The 17,009-nt window shown below is 41.2% G+C and carries 15 protein-coding genes; 5 read left to right on the top strand and 10 right to left on the bottom strand.

The window, feature by feature from the left end:
• Positions 1–214: 214 nt before the first annotated feature.
• The 4 genes from ftcD to K8S13_RS16985 all read right to left on the bottom strand — a co-directional run bounded on the left by ftcD (position 215) and on the right by K8S13_RS16985 (position 6,169).
• Complete coding sequence (gene ftcD / locus K8S13_RS17000) at positions 215–1,837, bottom strand: glutamate formimidoyltransferase (protein WP_291464348.1); 1,623 nt, start codon at positions 1,835–1,837, stop codon at positions 215–217.
• Between the two features lie 109 nt (positions 1,838–1,946).
• Positions 1,947–3,491: an ASKHA domain-containing protein gene (locus K8S13_RS16995; protein WP_291464346.1), complete on the bottom strand. Its 1,545-nt coding sequence runs from the start codon at positions 3,489–3,491 to the stop codon at positions 1,947–1,949.
• Positions 3,488–5,428, bottom strand: coding sequence for an ASKHA domain-containing protein (locus K8S13_RS16990; RefSeq protein WP_291464345.1), 1,941 nt, complete (start codon positions 5,426–5,428; stop codon positions 3,488–3,490). The genes K8S13_RS16995 and K8S13_RS16990 overlap by 4 nt, the downstream gene beginning before the upstream one ends.
• Positions 5,429–5,689: 261 nt before the next feature.
• On the bottom strand, positions 5,690–6,169 hold the full coding sequence (locus tag K8S13_RS16985; RefSeq protein WP_291464343.1) for a hypothetical protein: 480 nt from the start codon (positions 6,167–6,169) through the stop codon (positions 5,690–5,692).
• A gap of 648 nt (positions 6,170–6,817) precedes the next feature.
• Here K8S13_RS16985 and K8S13_RS16980 point away from each other — a divergent pair.
• Positions 6,818–7,954 carry an MFS transporter gene (locus K8S13_RS16980; RefSeq protein ID WP_291464341.1) on the top strand — a complete coding sequence of 379 codons (1,137 nt, stop codon included), beginning with the start codon at positions 6,818–6,820 and terminating at the stop codon, positions 7,952–7,954.
• A 71-nt stretch (positions 7,955–8,025) separates the two neighbouring features.
• On the opposite strand, the gene K8S13_RS16975 is transcribed toward K8S13_RS16980, so the two are convergent.
• The 4 genes from K8S13_RS16975 to K8S13_RS16960 all read right to left on the bottom strand — a co-directional run bounded on the left by K8S13_RS16975 (position 8,026) and on the right by K8S13_RS16960 (position 12,628).
• Positions 8,026–8,994, bottom strand: a complete 969-nt coding sequence (locus tag K8S13_RS16975) for an electron transfer flavoprotein subunit alpha/FixB family protein (protein ID WP_291464340.1) — start codon at positions 8,992–8,994, stop codon at positions 8,026–8,028.
• A gap of 3 nt (positions 8,995–8,997) precedes the next feature.
• Positions 8,998–9,783 carry an electron transfer flavoprotein subunit beta/FixA family protein gene (locus K8S13_RS16970; RefSeq protein WP_291464339.1) on the bottom strand — a complete coding sequence of 262 codons (786 nt, stop codon included), beginning with the start codon at positions 9,781–9,783 and terminating at the stop codon, positions 8,998–9,000.
• Positions 9,784–9,849: 66 nt separating this feature from the next.
• Positions 9,850–11,913, bottom strand: a complete 2,064-nt coding sequence (locus tag K8S13_RS16965; RefSeq protein ID WP_291464337.1) for a (Fe-S)-binding protein — start codon at positions 11,911–11,913, stop codon at positions 9,850–9,852.
• A 133-nt stretch (positions 11,914–12,046) separates the two neighbouring features.
• Positions 12,047–12,628: a TetR/AcrR family transcriptional regulator gene (locus tag K8S13_RS16960; RefSeq protein ID WP_291464335.1), complete on the bottom strand. Its 582-nt coding sequence runs from the start codon at positions 12,626–12,628 to the stop codon at positions 12,047–12,049.
• A 300-nt stretch (positions 12,629–12,928) separates the two neighbouring features.
• On the opposite strand from K8S13_RS16960, the gene K8S13_RS16955 reads away from it, so the two are divergent.
• The 4 genes from K8S13_RS16955 (at position 12,929) to K8S13_RS16940 (ending at position 15,626) form a co-directional block, all read left to right on the top strand.
• Positions 12,929–14,218 (top strand): class II fructose-bisphosphate aldolase, encoded by a 1,290-nt coding sequence (locus tag K8S13_RS16955; protein ID WP_291464333.1) that lies wholly within the window; start codon positions 12,929–12,931, stop codon positions 14,216–14,218.
• Between the two features lie 59 nt (positions 14,219–14,277).
• Positions 14,278–14,700 carry a DVU0524 family FlgM-associated protein gene (locus K8S13_RS16950; protein ID WP_291464332.1) on the top strand — a complete coding sequence of 141 codons (423 nt, stop codon included), beginning with the start codon at positions 14,278–14,280 and terminating at the stop codon, positions 14,698–14,700.
• A gap of 3 nt (positions 14,701–14,703) precedes the next feature.
• Complete coding sequence (gene flgM, locus K8S13_RS16945) at positions 14,704–15,009, top strand: flagellar biosynthesis anti-sigma factor FlgM (protein ID WP_291464331.1); 306 nt, start codon at positions 14,704–14,706, stop codon at positions 15,007–15,009.
• A 158-nt stretch (positions 15,010–15,167) separates the two neighbouring features.
• The gene (locus tag K8S13_RS16940) at positions 15,168–15,626 is read left to right on the top strand and encodes a hypothetical protein (RefSeq protein ID WP_291464330.1); all 459 of its coding nucleotides are present in this window, start codon (positions 15,168–15,170) and stop codon (positions 15,624–15,626) included.
• Here the strand turns inward: K8S13_RS16940 and mazG are convergent.
• Both mazG and K8S13_RS16930 read right to left on the bottom strand, forming a co-directional pair.
• A complete protein-coding gene (mazG, locus tag K8S13_RS16935; protein WP_291464329.1) occupies positions 15,614–16,399 on the bottom strand; it encodes a nucleoside triphosphate pyrophosphohydrolase in 786 nt (261 codons plus the stop codon). The two genes, K8S13_RS16940 and mazG, sit on opposite strands and share 13 nt — an antisense overlap.
• A gap of 3 nt (positions 16,400–16,402) precedes the next feature.
• Positions 16,403–16,909 carry a CvpA family protein gene (locus K8S13_RS16930; RefSeq protein ID WP_291464327.1) on the bottom strand — a complete coding sequence of 169 codons (507 nt, stop codon included), beginning with the start codon at positions 16,907–16,909 and terminating at the stop codon, positions 16,403–16,405.
• Positions 16,910–17,009 lie beyond the last annotated feature (100 nt).

Here is a 17,009-nt window from a genome sequence, read left to right as displayed (position 1 = left end):
GTCTGATTATTATGGCAAACTTGCCGGTCGAACGGTTGGTTCGTACCGCGCAGCGGTGCGGGCCAATTGTTCGACGTAGTCAACTCACGCATTCGTGCCGCGGAGCGGCACGAACCATTTATTATCAGGTCTATTTGCCTTGATATTGCCATATAGGTCAAATATCAAGGCAAAATACTCTATCTTTTTTCTATCATTTTCATGATGTTGTCAATTATTTCTCCCGGTTTTCCAGAATTTCCAGGACTTTTTTGAACTGATTTTCCGCCCTTGTTTTCAATTCTTCTGCCAGTTTAATGGTCTTAGTTTTGAAATTATCATCTGTAATATCTGTCATGTTTATCATTACATTCTTATAAGCGCCCCATATGCCTGTTTCCAAGGCCTTTGCCCCGACTTCAACATCGGACTTTGATGCGATATTACCATATTCAGCAACCTCTTTCATGGCTTCCCAGGCAGCGTCGGCAAGCTTCATTGTGGTCAAGGGGATATCAATGGCTTTTTTCAAGCCCAGCTGCAATTTTTCATGTCTGAACTCCTTTTCTTCTTTGGTATCACAAGGAAGACGCAGGGCTTCCACATAATCGTTAAACGCATCGGTATCCGCATCAATCATGGGGATCAGGGAGTTGGCAGCATGGTGAAGCGGGGGAATAAGCTTTCGCATTATTGCATCAATATCTTCAAATTTACGAACCCCCAGGGTCAATTTTGCCGCCATGGAACCTAAACCAGCACCAATGGCAGCAATGGCGGCAGAGGCTGACCCGCCGCCCGGGGCTGAACTTCTTGAAGTCACTTCTTCAATAAATTGTCTGACCGTCAGGCCTGCCAATGGCTCGTTTCTTTCTTGGGCAATGATATACTCGATAATTTTCTCTTTTGGATTAAATGGGGCAACAGAGTTCAAGCCCAGACGTTCAACGGCAAGTCTGACTTTCTGATCTTCATCCAGTACAAAGAGATTTTCTTTTTCAATATAATAGTCAGCCGCCATGAGTATAGCTTCCAAAGGTACCACGCCCACAATTTCAGACCCGGTAACGGCAATATTCAAATTTTCTGCCTCCTTTTTAACTTCTTCAAACAGCACATGGGGAGGGGTAACAAGATAATTGTTCAAATTTACCGTGACCTGGGCCAGATTATATTCATTCACATACCATCCCATGCCCTTTACCTCTTTGAGTCTTCCGGGTTCATCCGGGCTGCGGCCGGCTTCCCGAAGATTCAGGGCAATTCTATGGGCCTGGTTGGGTGTGGATAAGAGGTTGACATTATAGGCAATCAGAAAAAATCTTGCTCCTGTTACGGTTGCACCCCACTCGGGGATAAATTCGGCAGGTCCGAAATCCGGCTTCCACTCTTTGGTAATAATCCTGTCTTTTATGCCTTCATACTGCCCTTCCCTGATCTGGGGAAGTTTTTTGCGGTATTTACGGGTGGAAGATTCTTCATAAAGATAAATGGGGATGCCAAGCTCTTTTGCTGCACGGCTGCCAAATTCTTTGGAGATTTCGACACACTCTTCCATGGTTACATTGGCAACGGGAATAAAGGGACATACATCCATGGCACCCATGCGGTGATGTCCCCCTTCATGGGTCCTCATATCAATTTTTTGTCTTGCCACCCCGGCTGCGTTCAAGGCGCCCTCCAGCACTGCCTTGGGGGAACCCACAAAGGTATAGACAGTTCTGTTGGTGGATTCTCCCGGATCGACATCCAGAAGGCTGCAGCCCTTGGTCTGTTGAATGGCATCAGCTATGGCTTCTATGGTTTCCTTGTTTCGGCCCTCACTGAAATTCGGCACACACTCGACTATTTTTTTCATACCGGTTTATTTCCTTTATGATGAATGACTTTTTCCGTGTGACCTTCAGGTCATTAATTTGTTCCGTTTTACCATAAAGCAAACAACTTGTATATACAGGTATAGTTTTTTAAATCATATTTTTCAGCGAAGGGAACAGGGACTGATCCGTGTGGGGATAAAACTTTGCTCCAGAAAACATATTCATAAATTCCTGGTTGACGTTGAGTTCAATATAGGTAATGGATTGCCGAATCTTCAAGATCCTTTCAAAGGCATCCGGATCTTTTAACAAAACCTTTGCCCCGCCAAGGGAACTGTTCCCCAGTACCTCAAATGTTTTTATCGGGATATCCGGGAGCATTCCAATGGATATGGCCGATACAGGGTTAATAAATGATCCAAAGGTTCCTGCCACATAAAACTTTTGCAAATCTTCAAATTCAAGACCGGCTGTATTCCTTACAATCACTTCCAGTATGGTATACATGGCAGCCTTTGAACTGGTTAAGGAATTCAAGTCCACCTGGCTTAAACAAATTGATTCCCCTGTAGCGGAATATTTTTCATCCACCAGGATAAAATAATTGATTCCGTCTTTTTCAAGCAACCGTTTCCCACAGGTCTGGTTTGAAAATTTTCCACGGATATCGATGCGTTTTGATAAAAACAGACAGGCTGCCAGATCAATCATGCCGGAACCGCAGATGCCGACAGGCCTTTTATCCTCTATGGTATGGATTTTCAATTCACCGGAATCAGGATCAATCCATACTTGATCGATCACACCCGGCTTTGCTGTCATTCCCATTTTACTGACTCCGCCCTCCAGAGCAGGGCCTGCAGCACCGGCACAGGCAATAAGCCAGTCCTGGTTTCCCACAACAATTTCCGCATTAGTGCCGACATCCACCATGATGCAGGGGTCTTTTTTTCTGTCAAGATCTGAAAAAAGAATGCCTGCAATCAGATCTCCGCCAAAATAGGACCCGATATTGGGAAAAAGAAATACCATTGCATTTTTATTGATATCAAGGTTTAAATCACTGGCAAGCTGTGTATCCGGGATATTCACACAGGGAATATAAGGCTCCTTGATAATCTCAAAAGATTCAATCCCTAAAAACAGGTGGGTCATGGCGGTATTGCCCGCACCGGTAACCAGATAAATATCCTCTTTCTGGTATCCGTGTTCTTTACACAATACCGACAGGTTCTTATTGACAGCCTTGATGACAAGGTGGTTCAGTTCAGTAAGCCCATGATTCTGCCGGGAATAATGAATCCTTGCAAGAACATCCGGCCCGATAACAGCCTGGGGATTATCAAATCCCTTCTCACCTATTTCCTGTCTGGATTCAAGATCAACAAGTGACAGCACAATCCTTGTGGTGCCGATATCAATGGCCATTCCAAGAATCGGTTTATTTGATATTGGATCCAAAAGATCCACCACTATCCAGGAATACCGATCTTTAAACAGGACGGCCCTTGCCTTAAAATCCCATGCCCTTAAATTTGAAGGCAGTTTTTTAAGCACTTGCAAGGGAATCCTGATTTGATCCGTACTCAACGCATCAATAAGACATTTCTCCAGCCTTTGAGCATCTGCCGTATTATCGGCCAAACTTGGATTTTCAACTAAAACAGTGCGAACAAACCCAAATTTTTTCATCTTTTGTGCAGCCTTTCCAGACGCTCTTTTACTTTTGGGAAATTGTTGAGTTCCGTATGTGGCATAAACAGTGCCCCCATATAATGATCCATATAAGAAGGCGTTGCAGCCATTTCAAAGTTTGTCATCATATTGACTACATTTGCCACATCCCGGCGAAGTGCATTGGTTAAAGAATTTATTTTGCAACCCAGAAGAGAGCCATTGCCCAGATAAGTAACTTTTTCCGTCTCAATTTCAGGAAGTAAGCCTATGGTAATGGCGCTTTCCAGCTCAACATAACTGCCAAACCCACCGGCAAGGATAATCCTTTCAATATCAGTAACCTTTAATCCGATTTCTTCAAGCAGGGTTATGGCAGCGGCGTACATGGCGCCTTTTGCCCGGATCAGGTTATCGAGATCCGGTTCTGTGATGGTAATATCTCTGTCTATCTGGGTATTTTCTTTATATATAAGAACATATTCCCAGATATCGTCTGTCTGCCGGATCCTCGGTGTATCAAGAGCCTGGTTGAATTTGCCCCTGGAATCAATGACACCTGTTTCCAGAAGCTTAGCGGCTATGGTAATCATGCCGGAACCGCATATCCCTTTTGCCTTTTTATTCTCAACGGTGATGATCATGGGCTCATAGGTTTCAGGGTTTATGGAAAAATCCTCAATAGCCCCTTTGGTTGCTCTCATGCCGAATTTCACGCCGCCACCCTCAAAGGCAGGGCCGGCAGAGGCCGCCGTGCAGACCATCCACTCTTTATGGCCAATGGCTATTTCCGCATTGGTCCCGATATCCATATACAGTGTCAGTTCACTGGTTCTATACATACCCGAGGCCATGATGCCTGCGATGATATCACCGCCGACATAACTTGAAACCCCCGGATAGATCAGCGCAATAGTATGATCTGCCAGATCTATGTTGATCTCGGATGCATGGAATGGCGGATACATGATGGATGCCGGCACATAGGGGTCTCGACGGATATAGCTTGGATTTATTTTTAGCAGCAGCTGGGTCATGGTGGAGTTACCGGCAAGGGTAATGGTGGTCACCTCATGTCTGCCAATCTTTGCCCTTTTAAGAATCTTCTCAATAATTTTATTGATAACTTCGATCACTTTTTGATGAAGAATTTCAAGTCCGTCATCCTTTTCAGCAAAAATAATCCTTGAAATCACATCTTCACCATAGCTGATCTGACTGTTGAATTCACCCTGTTCGGAAAGAACCTGTCCGGTATGCAGATCAAGGACTTGTCCATATACTGTGGTCGTTCCGATATCCACTGCAATAGCAAAATTTCTGTCGCTGGTATCAAAGGGCTCAATATTTACGATCTCATTTTTGCCATCTTTTCTTACCGGTCTCACAATGGTTGCCGTGACCTTGAAATCACCTTCCCTGATAATATCAGATATTTTTCTGATCAAACCCAGGCCCATGGTCAGGCGGTGCTCACCATGTTTCAGGCGAAGATGATTGATAATTCTTGCCACATCTGCCTGATTATCCTCAGCAGTTGCTGAATCCAGTTCAAGATAAATCTTTTCTACGGGAGGAATAAACAACCCGTCCTGCCTGAGTTCATCAATATTTGAGTACATGACTTTTGCCGTATGCCGACTGCCGGCATGTATATTTAAACGGCTGGTATCAATCTCGGACTCAATTGGAATTCTTACCACAAGATCACAACTCACTTCGGACATACATGCCAGGCGATACCCTTTTTCCTGGTCTTCCGGGGAAAGATGTTCTGAAATCCCCCCTTCAACACTTCCTTCTTCGATTAACACCCTGCATTTGCCACAGACACCACCACCACCGCAGGATGCATTGATGTGAACACCGGCCTCCATGGCTGCCCGAATCAGGCTTTCATTATCATCAACCTCAACACTTACGTTATGAGGCAGAAATTTCACTGAATATGTCATATTACATCCTTTTTTGAATGGACTTACTTAACTAAAATCCGGAGAAGTATAAACTTTCTCTCACCGGTTTGGCAAGCAAGAGAATCTTTATTTTTAAATAATTTTTGATCTGAGGAAATGTAATTCTTGAATACCAGATATTATAGTTTGTAAGAAAAATTACTTAGATATTATATATAAAAGTAAAAAAACTTGTTGAACAACAAACTCCTGTTTGCCTAAAAATATAAAAACAAACAGAAGTTTTTACTTTAAAAAAATTTACATCGGAAGATCAAACGCTCCCGGACCAATTTCCCATTCCCCATCTTTATTCACTAAATTGATAATTTCATCAACTTCATATTCATTGATCAAATTAAAAACTGCACCGACAACTTTATATAAAGGATTAATATTACGCGTCTTTACGGCCGTAATTTTAACTTTTGCAGAAGAATCATTCATATTTAAAATTTCGGTGTCAATGTCACCTATACTCATCTGTAAAAAACTTTTTGCATAGCCACGATTCCGCGCTTTAATTCCTGCTTTTTCAAGATACAGGCCAACTATTTTCTCTTCATCTTCATTTGTTTTGCACGCTTCACAAAGGTATTCTTCCATTGACGCATCAAGCATATAGTAAGCTTTAGCAAACTTAACAGCCACCTTTTCAGGTGACTCAGCGAACGCTGTTGATGAATGAATGCATAATCCGACAACCAAGGCAGTTAAGAAAAAAAATTTTCTGAGACTCATTTTTATTTATTCTCCTTTTAAAAACTTTCGTTCGGTGTACGTTTTGAAATATAATTAAGTATAAAAACACATATGAAATCAAGCATAAATGCTGATGGTCTAATAACAAAAATTCGCTGATTGCTCAATACCCGTTTTAATAAAGCATACAATCTCTAAACCCTTAACCAACATGTAATTTGAAATTTCATTCTGTATTTATTTGTACCTTGTTTTAGTTAAACCGGCTTTGGGCTTCCATATCTGTTAGGGTCTGCGTCATCTCATCAATTAAATCTTCTTTCACTGTAGCACCACCTAATAATGGTCAAGAATATAAACAATAAAAGCCCAAAAACGCTTTTGATATTCCAGTCAATTTCAATAAAAACCACACTAATATATATTGTGGTGCAAGGCAAATAAATTTTTAGAGCTTTTAATTTATGATATAATTTTATCAATTTTTTGTACTTCATACAGAGAAAAAATCTTCTGTTTATTGACACCTGTCCCAATAAGCGTATCTTAGGATAAAATAATATTTTTAAATTAAGGAAAGCCATTAGCACGATTTCAAAAAAAAGATTCAGCGACCCTACAGACCGAGCATCGATTGCTTACGGCCATGTCATTACGACCGCCTGTTTCAGTATCCAGGCGATTGGGGTGGGTATTTATATCTCTTATGGGGTTTTCTTCAACCCTTTAATGGATGAATTTGGCTGGTCCAGAGCGGCCATATCCGGGGCCTCTTCTGCTGCTTTTTTTGTCATGGGCCTGTTTGGCATCCTCATTGGTCAACTCAATGATAAATTCGGTCCCAGGATTTTGATGAGTATTGCCGCCATTTTTTTCGGCCTAGGGTTCTGCCTCATGTCGCAGATCAGTGCCCTGTGGCAGCTCTATATAATTTTCGGCCTTATCTTCGGTATAGGGCTCAGTTCCGTGGATGTTATTGCCTTGAGCACCATTGCCCGGTGGTTTGCTAAAAAAAGGGGTAAAATGACCGGGCTGGTCAAGGTGGGTACCGGAGCCGGACAGTTCACATTCCCCATCCTGGCGAGTTTTTTAATCTCAGGATTTGGCTGGAAGAACGCATTTATATTCATGGGATCTTTTGCCTTTATCCTTCTTTTTGCCATCGCCCAATTGCTTCGACGGGATCCGGAGACGGTTTATCACTCATCTGTTGGCACCCCAAGGGAATTGTCAAAATCCCAAGACCAGGGATTTCCCTTTTCCAAAGCCCTGAGAACCCCTGAATTGTGGTTGATCTGCCTGACAAACCTGCTTCTGGTGTTCTGCCTGATGAGTATCCTTATCCACATTGTTCCCCATGCCCGCGACATCGGGATTTCTCCCCACAAGTCAGCCGGTGTGCTTTCCGCCATAGGCGCAGTAAGTATGGTGGGTCGATTTCTTTCAGGTCTGGCCATTGATCGTAAAGGCAGCAAACAGATCATGTGTATCTGTTTCGGATTTCTGATCATCAGCCTGCTTTGGCTGACAAAAGCCGATGCCCTATGGAAGCTCTATGGATTTGCCTGCATCTATGGGATTGCCCACGGCGGTTTTTTTACCGCCATTTCCCCCATTATTGTGGAATTATTCGGCATCCGGGCTCATGGTTCTCTGTTCGGGGTGGTCGTCTTTTTTGGTACCACTGGCGGCGCTTTAGGTCCCATATTAACCGGTTATTTATTTGACATGACTCACAGCTATATCTTCGCTTTCCGGTTAATATTGGTCATCAGCTGTATTGCCCTGGGATTCTTATTATGCCTAAACACCGACAATAGCTGAATGGATTTCTCTAAAAAAGGGGCCTTAATCAAAATTTCAGGCCCCTTTTCAAAAAATATCTTTAAATAATCTTAAAGATCATTTATTGTTTCGGTAAGTTCAGGGATAAAATCGAGGATATCTTCAACAATACCGACATCAGCTACCTGGAAGATGGGTGCTTTGGGGTTCTTGTTTACAGCAACAATAAACGGATTGCCCTTTACGCCACCCATATGCTGGAATGATCCTGAAATCCCCATGGCCATGTATACTTTTGGCTTAACGGTCTGGCCGGAGGTTCCAACCTGTCGTGATTTTTCAAGCCATTTAGCATCAACAATCGGTCTTGAGCAGGAGACAACCGCTTTCATTGCTTCAGCAAGTTCCTGGGCAATTTCAATATTGTCTTCATCCTCAATACCGCGACCAATAGACACGAGTACATCAGATTTAGTAATATCAACATCACCCACTTCTGCCACAACAATTTCAAGAAATTTTCTTTTTGCAGAAAGATCACCTGCATCACCGGATTTATCAACCACTGATCCATTGGCTGATCCGCCTTCAACAGGTGTAAAAGCACCGGGTCTGACAGTCATCACTGCCCCGGAAGATATGTCAATGGTCATATGGGTGCTCACAGCCCCGCCAAGTTCCTGGCGAACGGCTTTCAGGGTTGTTCCGTCGATCCCTTCAAAATCAACCACATCCGCTGCATAAGCTGAATCCATTTTTACACAAAGACCCGGAGCCAGATCCATTCCAAAAGTATCGTGAGCCGTTAGAAAAATAGCATCGGCCGGAAGAATACTGACCAGAGCTTTTCTGACGACTTCTCCGTTTGGATAGGCAAGGTCGGCATGATCAATTTTAATCACTTCCGAATAGATGGAAGTCATTTCATCAGCTATTTTATCCAAATCTGCTCCTGACCCGGTTACAACAGCAGTTAAACAGGCGCCTTCATCAATTTTTTTGGCGGCTGAAGGGTACTCCAATGCCACGTCTGCAGCAACACCGTTTATAAATGGGATATATGCAAAAATTTGTGTCATGATTTAAAACCCTCCGTTTGCTTTAAGCTTCTCAATCAGCTTTTCAATGATCTCATCGGTGGAGCCTTCAAGCATCTCAGCACCATCACCCATATCCGGTACAAAATAATCTACGCGCTTTGTTTTTGCGCCGGCTTCTCCAACACTATCTGCATCAATACCAAGATCAGACGTTCCTTTGACAGGAATATCAACTTTGGCAACTTTTCTGATACCACGGATACCCACATAACGGGGCTCATTAATACCGGTCTGGATAGAGAGAACGCAAGGAAGGTCAATTTCATTCATTTCCTGGTTACCCCCCTCAATCTCTCTTCCCACTATTATTTTGCCGTCACCGACCTCAATTTTATTTACCAGGGATGCATAGGGCATGTCCAGCATTGCAGCGAGCATTCCACCTACCTGGCCGGCTCCTTCATCTGCCTGGGCACCTGACAGTATCAGGTCGTAATTACCTTTTTGGGTTTCAGCCTTAAGAATGGCCGCAATTCCCAACCCATCAGATCCTTCAAATGCATCGTCAGAGAGGAGAATACCGTTATTGGCACCCATTGCCATCTCACGTCTTAACACTTCTTCTGATTCATCATCACCAACAGTGATAACCGTCACACTTCCACCGACTTTATCAACAATCTGGATCGCTTCTTCAATCGCATAATTATCCCATTCATTCACTGAATAAACCAGATCATCACGATCAAGATCATTTCCCGCACTGTTGAGTTCAAATTCATTCTCAGCAGTATCCGGTACTCTCTTGACACATACCAAAATCTCCATTATTGCCTCCTTTAAATCAATTATCCGTCACAGATTTATTCGTCCTAAAATCCGTCACTCATTTATTTAATATAAATGTTGCTCTATAAGTTCTGTAAAATCCAAAACTTCCATCTCTCCTTCTTTTCCTGCGACCTTGATCGCATCCTGGATATTTACCAGGCAGAAAGGACAGGCAGTTACAATGATATTTGCTCCGGCATCTGCAGCCATATTAACCCTTAAAACGCCCATTCTTATCTCTTCTTCCGGTTCATAGAAAAGCATTAACCCGCCACCGCCGCAGCAAAAGGATCTGTCCCGACTCTTTTCAAGCTCTACTCTGGTTAACCCGTCAATGGCATCAAGTGCCTGCCTTGGTTCTTCATAAATACCATTGTGCCGTCCCAGGTAACACGGATCATGATATACATACACTTTTTCAGGATCCTGGCAAGGTTTAAGATCAAGCTCTCCGGAAATAATTTTTTGAGCAACCACCTGACTGATATGTTTAACAGGAACAAGGTTGTCATAATCATTTTTCAATGCATTATAAGCATGGGGGTCTGCTGTCACAATTTGTTTCACACCACTTTCCATAATAGCTTCAGTATTTTGCTCTTTTAAATCCTGATACAGCATTTCTTCTCCAAACCGGATGACTTCATTCCCGCTGTCCTTTTCCAGTTTACCCAGGATTCCAAAATCAACGCCTGCTTTTTTGAGAATAATAGATGTGCGCCTTGCGATCTCCTGAATTTCATCATCATAGGATGTAATACTATCCACAAAATAAAGGGTGTCTGCTTTTTCCTTGGCAAGATCTTTAATCTGCCAGTTTGCTTTAAACTCTTTATCCTTTGTCCAATCCGCCCGTTTTTTCTCCATTTTCCCATAAGGATTCCCCCGTTTTTCAAGGGCCTTCAAAGGTTTTTGCAGGGACTGGGGCACCATGCCTTCATCCACCATACCCCGGCGCAAATCAACGATCTTATCAATATATTCAATCCCCAGGGGGCACTCTTCTTCACAGGCACCACAGGTGGTGCAAGACCAGATTTCATCTTCAGTATAGATATCTTCTACCAACAAATTGCTTTTATAAATTTCTCCTGACATGGGATAATTTTTAAATATCAAATCCCTTGCCTTAATGGTAATAAACCTGGGAGATAATGGACGGCCCACTGCGTTTGCCGGGCACTGATCAGAACACCTGCCGCAATCAGCACACGAGTAAAAATCCAGCATATGTTTCCAGGTAAAATCTTCAAGTTTTTTTACACCAAAGGATTCAAGGTCATCCAGGCCTTCGTCTGACACTCCATACATAACCGGTTTGATGTTGCCTTTTTGAACCCGCATGAAAAACACGTTAAAAATGGATGTAATCACGTGGAAATGTTTTCCCATGGGTAAAAAACACAAGAAAAAGAAAAAGGTCAGATCATGAACAAAATAGGTGAAAATGTGAAGTCCCTGGAGAACATTTTGAGGTGCTGAGGTAAGAATGCCTTTAAAAATCCAAACCAGAGAAAGGGGAGCCAAAAAATGTTCATGGCCGGTATGCTGAAATTCATAGGCCACCTGGGATGCTTCAAAAAGACTTTCTGAAATCATGAGTGTTGCAATAATACCCAGTACAAAAACAGCTTCTGCAGTATGATCCTTGCCATAGTTTTCCGGCACTGCATATCGCTTGGGTTTATAGATCCCCCTTCTGACAGCGGCAATGATACAGGCAATGAGCACAATGGTTGCGGCATAATCTTTAATAAAATTATAGATATCCCCTAAAGGCCCTCCAAACCCGGGCAATACAAATCCATCTGAAAAACCGACAACAACAAGTGATGTAGAGCGGATGGATAAAATCAAGAAGCCGGCAAATATGGAAATATGGAGCACACCTGCCAGCATATATCTTGGATGCCTGATCTGTCCCAGCCAGACAAGGATGAGATTTTTAACACGCTTACCGATCTGATCAAACCGGCTGTCCGGGTTTGCCCTCACAAGAGGTGCAAACCGCCTGGCCATAATGTATGCAAACAGTCCTATACCGATGACAGGCAAAATAAATGATAATATCACCGCGGGAAATATCCCGAAAAAATTAAAACTTGCCGGACCGATTATTGAAGTCATACTTGCCTACCTCCCAAATATTTTTAACTTAATGAATACAAACTCAAAAAAGCTTTAATAAACCTAAAAGAACACGTCAAGCAAAAAGCCATATTCAATCAATTTATATTATTCAAATACTAATTGACATTTATCATCCTTTGACACCTCTCAGATAAAGATCGACCAAAGGATCTGCCATTGAAACCAGGTCATATCTGCCGCCGGCAGACACCCAGGTACTGATGACACCTTCCACTGCGCCAAGAATAAACCGTTTAACAAGACCGACAAAAAGATCCTGGCGAATGGAACCTTCAATCTGCCCCTGTTCAATAATATCCGACAACAGATCCAGATACATTTTTGATATATCTTTGATTTGAGATTCAATATCCCTTAAGTATCTTACTTCCGACTGAAAAATAATTGCCATATTTTTATCATTTTGAAATTCCGCAAGATGGCACCGGATCAAATATCGCAATTTTTCTTCGGCAGTTTGACCCTTTTCAACAGCCGCACGCATTTTTTTAAACACCACATTGGTTTTAAAACTGATGAACTGGTAAAGAATGTCATCTTTATTTTTAAAATACAGGTATAATGTACCGTCAGCCACACTAGCCTGTGTTGCTATTTGTGATATGGTTGCTTTGTAAAATCCATACTCTGCAAACACAGCGCCTGCACTGTTCAGTATTTTATTATACTTATCTAATTTATTCTTCTGCAAACTTGTATCACCCTTCTTTAAGATAAATGAATAAAGATTCATTATTTAACAAAAGATTTTTATAAATGTCAAGCGGATAATCATTATTATAAAATATAATTTAAATTTATTTTTATCATATTTTACAGATAGTTATAAATAAAAAAAGACACTTTGCTTTAAACTAACTTCCAATTCTAACCCAAGGAATTATCCATGAATCAAAATTCATTATTCGATATCTCTTGATTTTAAAACTGTTTCGTGTAAAAAAATATAATTAGAATTTTTAAAATAATACAAACAATCAGGGAGGGTGATATGACAATACCAATAAAGTATTCTTCAGACTTTGAGACCGCTCTTGACCTTGGCAGACCCCCAAATGTAAAAAAACTTTTTCCTAGCTCCAAAGCGCTTCTTGTCAGTGGAAAATATATTGATCAGGCCATGTTGCTTAAAGGAAACAGTATGACCATTGCCGCCAACGGACGAAATTCTTTTGTCATTAAAGGCGCTCTTGCGGCTGCACAACGGGCGAATGCCGCGATTATGATTGAAATTGCCAGATCTGAAGGAGGAACAGGTGCATATTGTGCAGTGAGTTTATGGAATATTGCCCGGCAGACAGATGCTTTTATGAATGAACTTGGCATCACTATTCCCGTTGCTATCCATGCAGATCATTTCGGCATTAAAAAGCCTGAAGATATTGAACCGGCTAAAACAGAAATTGTGTCATTGTTTGATGCGGGGATTACTTCCATTGCCATTGATGCCTCCCATATGCCCGATGACCAGAATCTTCTGGCAAATCTTGAATTATTTCCATTTATTCCTGACTGGGCAGGCCTTGAAACAGAAGTGGGTGAAATAAAAGGTAAATTAGGGCTTTCAACAGATGAAGAAGCGCTCTTCCTCATCCAGGGGCTTAATGCCCACAATATTTTCCCCAACTGGATTGCATTAAATAATGGGACTACCCATGGCATTGAAGCCAGTGATACAGGCATCAATGTCGAGCTGACGGCTTTAATCCATGAAGCCCTCTCCAAATATAAAGTCTCCGGTGCCCAGCACGGCACCTCGGGTAACAACTCAGAAAGGCTTCGTGAGATAGCCTCAAAAACCCGGACAACCAAAGCCAATGTGGCCACGGCCCTGCAAATGATCTCCTGGGGTCTTAAAGTCAATGATTATGGAAACGCACTTCTTGACAATGGCAATTTTATTAAACAAAAAGACAGGGGCGTGTCGGAAGATATGTGGACAGACATGCTTGCCTATGCAAAAATAAATGATTTAAAAGGCGGCGACTTTAAAAAACTGAACCTTCCCTTTGAAAATAAATTACTGGCCCAGCCTAAAAAAATCCAAGACAGGATGGCAAAAGATGTTGAAGAATTTGTATTTGGTCTGCTAACCACGGTATTTAATACCTCGGATACAGCCCAGATAGTGATTGATGAAATCTTAAAAAATAAATCCCATGACCTGGGTTTCAAGGCTGAAAAAATTGAAAAAGAAAGTGAGTGGACAAAAGAAGAAATAATTGAAAAAGCTTCGGAAATCACTGCTGACAAGGGTCCGGAGGGAGATTTTGACGATTAAAAAAAAAATTAAAGTTTTAATTTTCTCAGGCCGATAACCTAAGTTAAGGAGAAAATTAAATGCAGATACCTTCATATCAAATACAGAATGTACTGAAAGTCTACTCGCGGCAGCTGAGTCAGGGCAAAAGGCTGAACAGGAATAAATTTAGCTCTCCCGATAAAACTTCTGCCGACAGTGTAACCATCTCCTCTGAAGGTAAACGCCAGGCCATTATTGATAAAGTTGCCACAAATATTGTTGACAAAATTATTACTGAAGGGCCTAAAGAAAAAAACGAAGCAAAAATCACGGACCAAATCCAAAAAGAACTTGGGAAAAAAATAAATTTTACAAAAAATAAAAATCAGTTTACCTATACCGCGATTGATGAAAATAATCAAAAAATAACCCACACTTTATCTGTTGAAGATTCAAAATTTATTGTTAAACGAATGACAGAATTAGCCAGAAAAGTTGCAGACAGTAATATGGAGGCATAAATCATGAAAATAACTACTCCCAATTACATCAATCAGACATATGCCAACCCGGCAAGCAATGCAGTCAATCAGAACCTGAAATCACAGAAAACTGCTGATGAAACTGCTAATGACAAATTAGACAGCATTAATTTTTCCGGTCGAACCAAAGACCTCCAAAAAATATCAAAAGCCATGGAAACTGACCCTGTGGACAGACAAAAATACGTGGCAGATATCAAACAAAAAGTTGAAACCAATCAATACGATATCAATGCCCAAACCATTGCTGATAAAATAGTGGGTTCCTACATGAACAAATTCGGGTAATAGAAATATTTTCCCGGCATTTTTTTCTTTTCTTAAATTATTATTTCACGGACAAAAAAGCAAACCATTTGATTTTATAGCATTTCTTCCATACATTAAAGAGTACGTCTCTCCTGGCATACCTTTTGCTTATTATTGTAAATAGAAAGGAGACACTTATGACCGACATAAACCAAATAAATGAATCTGCTCAATCTTTTGCTGCTTCAAATACCAAGGTTTCGAAAAGCAAAGGCACGAATGCCTTTGAGAACGCCCTTAGCAACGCCCTTGATAAAACGGAGGCACCTGAAATGGAAGCTATGCCAACAAATGCCTTAAGGGAAATTGCTTCTATTGATCTGAATATCATTAATTTATCCGATATTGTTTCAGGAAAAATTGATACGCTCCTGGAAATGCTTGATTCTTACTCATTAAAGCTTAAAGATCCGAACATTTCATTAAAAAGTATTGCAGAGGTTTTAGAAGGAATAAAGGATAATGCAGGCAGCCTGCTAAAAGAAACGGAACGTCTGACAGATGCGGATGCAAATTTGAAAAATATTGCAACCCAGACGATTGTCACGGCACAGACAGAATATGTTAAATTTCAAAGGGGTGACTATCTTTCATAGGATTTTTTTGCCTGCTCCCAAAGCAGATCTTTTTGATCCTTTGAAAGGTCTTTAAGCTTGATCTTTCTCTTGTTCAATTGGGCTTCCATCAATCTGAATCTGCCTTCAAACTTGGCAGTCGAACCGGCAAGGGCAGTTTCCGGATGGAATTTTGCAACTCTTGCCACATTGACAAGGGTGAACAAAATATCTCCGAATTCCATGCTTACCTCGTTTCGATTCCCGGATTTTAAGGCCGCTTCAAATTCATTTATTTCATCTTTGGCCGTATCCAGCACTTCATAGATATTATCCCAGTCAAATCCCTCTTTTACGACACATTTGGAGACTTTTAATGCCCGAATCAATGATGGCATCCCTTTGGGCACAGCATCAAGTACCGATACCCTTTTTTGTCCATTTTCCTTCTTTTCCAGGGCTTTGATCGTTTCCCACTGCCGGTTCAACTCTTGTTCCGTTGATATTCTGGCATTTCCGTATACATGGGGATGCCGGTGAATCATTTTCTTTGCGACCTGACCAATAACATCTGAAAGCGTAAAGTCCTGTCTTTCCTGAAAAATCTCTATAATAAAAATAAGCTGAAACAGGACATCTCCCAATTCTTCGCAGATATTTTGCAAATCGTGTTTTGCAATGGCCTCTTGAAGTTCATATGTTTCTTCTGCAAGGCATTCCCACATGGTTTCAGGTGTTTGTTTCCGGTCCCATGCACACCCGCCTTCGCTTCTTAATGTTCGAATAATATCAAACAGTCTGTCTATTGTTTCCAAATTTTAAAAAATTCCTTCCAGGTGTTTTAGAAAATCTTTTTTAGTATTTTGGGAAACAAACACGGTCATGGCTTTGGATACTTTTGCAACATAGGGAGAAAATTTTGAAGCAGCTAAAGTATTTGAACTCTTTGGAAGAAATGTTGTGATCATAATAAAAAGAACCGAAACAACCAATAAGCCTTTGGCGGCACCAAAGACAAGACCGAAGGTTCTGTCAACCCACCCCAAAAAAACAAGTTTTAAAAATTTACGAATCAGCACGGAAATAAGACTGATAATAACTAAAATAGCGCAAAATAAAAGGAAAAAAGCGATGATATTTCTGATTCCAGGATTTTCAATCCATTTTTCTGCATAGGGCGTAATCAAAGGATAGTAGGTACAGGCCCCGTAAAACCCTGCAACAACACCGATGATTCCCGACATTTCCCCTATGACTCCTTTAAAGAGTCCCCTTATTAGACAAAACGATATAATGACAATCACAACAATATCAAATGTGTTCATATTCCTCCTTTTTTGCTTTGATTAAAAGCGCTTTTTCAATAACAATTAACACGTTTTTTAGTCAAGATTTTTATTGACCTTTAAGCAAATAAAATGCACC

It is taken from the genome of Desulfobacula sp., assembly GCF_021107415.1.
The sequence above is the reverse complement of the archived record's forward strand: the minus strand, read 5'-3'. Positions and strand labels throughout refer to the sequence as shown.

Coding starts and splice junctions, on each gene's coding strand:
- ftcD (WP_291464348.1), bottom strand. CDS start 1,837: ATGAAAAAAATAGTCGAGTGTGTGCCGAATTTCAGTGAGGGCCGAAAC.
- K8S13_RS16995 (WP_291464346.1), bottom strand. CDS start 3,491: ATGAAAAAATTTGGGTTTGTTCGCACTGTTTTAGTTGAAAATCCAAGT.
- K8S13_RS16990 (WP_291464345.1), bottom strand. CDS start 5,428: ATGACATATTCAGTGAAATTTCTGCCTCATAACGTAAGTGTTGAGGTT.
- K8S13_RS16985 (WP_291464343.1), bottom strand. CDS start 6,169: ATGAGTCTCAGAAAATTTTTTTTCTTAACTGCCTTGGTTGTCGGATTA.
- K8S13_RS16975 (WP_291464340.1), bottom strand. CDS start 8,994: ATGACACAAATTTTTGCATATATCCCATTTATAAACGGTGTTGCTGCA.
- K8S13_RS16970 (WP_291464339.1), bottom strand. CDS start 9,783: ATGGAGATTTTGGTATGTGTCAAGAGAGTACCGGATACTGCTGAGAAT.
- K8S13_RS16965 (WP_291464337.1), bottom strand. CDS start 11,913: ATGACTTCAATAATCGGTCCGGCAAGTTTTAATTTTTTCGGGATATTT.
- K8S13_RS16955 (WP_291464333.1), top strand. CDS start 12,929: ATGACAATACCAATAAAGTATTCTTCAGACTTTGAGACCGCTCTTGAC.
- K8S13_RS16950 (WP_291464332.1), top strand. CDS start 14,278: ATGCAGATACCTTCATATCAAATACAGAATGTACTGAAAGTCTACTCG.
- flgM (WP_291464331.1), top strand. CDS start 14,704: ATGAAAATAACTACTCCCAATTACATCAATCAGACATATGCCAACCCG.
- K8S13_RS16940 (WP_291464330.1), top strand. CDS start 15,168: ATGACCGACATAAACCAAATAAATGAATCTGCTCAATCTTTTGCTGCT.
- K8S13_RS16930 (WP_291464327.1), bottom strand. CDS start 16,909: ATGAACACATTTGATATTGTTGTGATTGTCATTATATCGTTTTGTCTA.